At 33.4% G+C, this 1,884-nt stretch carries 2 protein-coding genes and 2 pseudogenes; 1 reads left to right on the top strand and 3 read right to left on the bottom strand.

Features of this window, described 5'->3' with window-relative positions:
* From WFH18_RS17325 to WFH18_RS17335, 3 genes and pseudogenes are all read right to left on the bottom strand, one after another.
* Nucleotides 1-73: pseudogene (locus WFH18_RS17325) on the bottom strand (IS630 transposase-related protein); the annotation flags it as partial.
* 178 nt (nt 74-251) lie between these two features.
* Nucleotides 252-740 (bottom strand): DEAD/DEAH box helicase, encoded by a 489-nt coding sequence (locus tag WFH18_RS17330; RefSeq protein ID WP_085064814.1) that lies wholly within the window; start codon nt 738-740, stop codon nt 252-254.
* 38 nt (nt 741-778) lie between these two features.
* Nucleotides 779-1,783, bottom strand: coding sequence for a DEAD/DEAH box helicase family protein (locus WFH18_RS17335; RefSeq protein ID WP_336755359.1), 1,005 nt, complete (start codon nt 1,781-1,783; stop codon nt 779-781).
* A gap of 28 nt (nt 1,784-1,811) precedes the next feature.
* Between WFH18_RS17335 and WFH18_RS17340 the strand changes: the two are divergent.
* Nucleotides 1,812-1,884 (top strand): annotated as a pseudogene (locus tag WFH18_RS17340) (IS630 transposase-related protein); the annotation flags it as partial.

The following is a 1,884-nucleotide window of genomic DNA, read 5'->3' on the forward strand; positions in this document are numbered from 1 at the left end:
CTACCGCTCGAATAGAATAACCTTCCTCAAGCTTAGCTAAAATTTTACGTCTAAAATGTTCTGAATAACTCATTGCACCATTGTATTGGTTTTATAATGATTTGACTATATAGATTCATGTGAGTTTGAAAGTGCATAATCAATTGCTTGCTGTTTAAATTCAGGACTAAAACGTTTAGCCATTCTTGTATCTCCAAAGTTAACGTTACGTTATCTTTAGAGGGAAATGCTGTCCATTATTTTGGCTAGGATCAAAAAATCACTTGATTAATTTTAGGAATATCAATCCCTTCATTAAAAATATCAACCGTAAAAATCATTTCAATACGATGGTTATCTGCCGAGCTGATTGACTCGATCGCAGCTGTTCGCTGTTCCGTACTATTTTCGCCACTTAAAGCTATACTTTGAATCCCTAAGAGATTCATTTTCCCTGCAAGCTCTTTCGCTTCCTTAACACTAGAACAAAAAACTAAGGCTCTTAATTCACCGTTATCTGTACCAAACTTATCTGAAGCTTCTTTAATCTTTCGAGCACGCTCATCACTAATTAAATGACCAAAATCAGTATTATCATCAACCAGCTCACCATCTATTTCTAAATCTGAAATTCCAAAATAGTGAAAAGGACAAATGAGATTACATTCCATGGCTTTTTTAAGCCTAATTTCATAGGCTATATTGTAATCAAATGCTTTGAAAATATCGATACCATCACTTCTTTCTGGAGTCGCAGTCATACCTAAAAGAAATTTGGGTTTGAAATATTCTAAAATTTTTAAATAGCTAGCAGAACCTGAACGATGACTTTTACAATATAGTCAAAAGCTTCTGGTGAAAATTGAGTTAAATGATGATCTCTAGACAAAGACTGTATAGTGGCAAAAATATTGTCATACCCGGCTATATCTCGATTTGATCCTGAGAAAATAGCAGATTTAAAATCAGCACCAAATACATTTTTAAAAGCCTGTTGAGCATCAATAAGAATGTTTTCTCGATGCACAATAAAAAGTATACTTTTTGCTTTGAAATTGCGTATATCAAAAGCTGAAAGATAAGTCTTTCCTGTACCTGTTGCAGAGATGAGCAAAGCCTTAGTAACATTGCCCTCTCGTAATTTTTCCAAACTACTCAAAGCTTCTTGTTGCATTAAATTAGGTGTAATTGAACTAGAAAGCTTTATGTTCTGTTGTGGTAGTTTCTGAACAAATTGATTTTGAGCCTGATATATTTCACTATATTGTGCTAAATATTCTTCGGTCAACTCTTGTGCAGCGTCGAATAAAGTCTGCTTTTTGAGCAAAATATCTCGCATAATTTTACTTTGAGGCAAGGCCCGAATAAAAATATTAAGCTCCTCATTTTTATTCAGTGCATTCGCGGTTAAGTTACTACTCCCTAATAACACACTCATATGATCTTTATGTTCAAATACATAGGTTTTCGCATGCAAGTCAGATTGTATATCTATACAAACTTCAAGATTTTTAAAGCTTTTTAGTCTTTTTAAAGCCTCTGGTTGAGTAAAATTAAGATACTGAGAAACTAAAACTCGACCAGGAATATTTCTGCGTTGTAAATCTTCAAGCAGAGAATAAAGGGTATTAAAACCACTCATACTTAGAAAAGCTGTAGTGAACCAAAACCGTGTGCAGTGTTCCAGCTCACCTTCAAAGGTATTGATCACTTTTTCTGATGGATAATTATTTTGTACCAACTTAGTTTGATAAATATCTTCTGAATAGGAAGATTGATCAATGAAGCTTGTAATTATAGTCAAATCATTATAAAACTAATACAATGGTGCAATGAGTTATTCAGAACATTTTAGACGTAAAATTTTAGCTAAGCTTGAGGAAGGTTATTCTATTCGAGCGGTAG

Origin of the sequence: Acinetobacter sp. USHLN143, from assembly GCF_037145695.1 — a bacterium.
Lineage (GTDB): Bacteria > Pseudomonadota > Gammaproteobacteria > Pseudomonadales > Moraxellaceae > Acinetobacter > Acinetobacter fasciculus.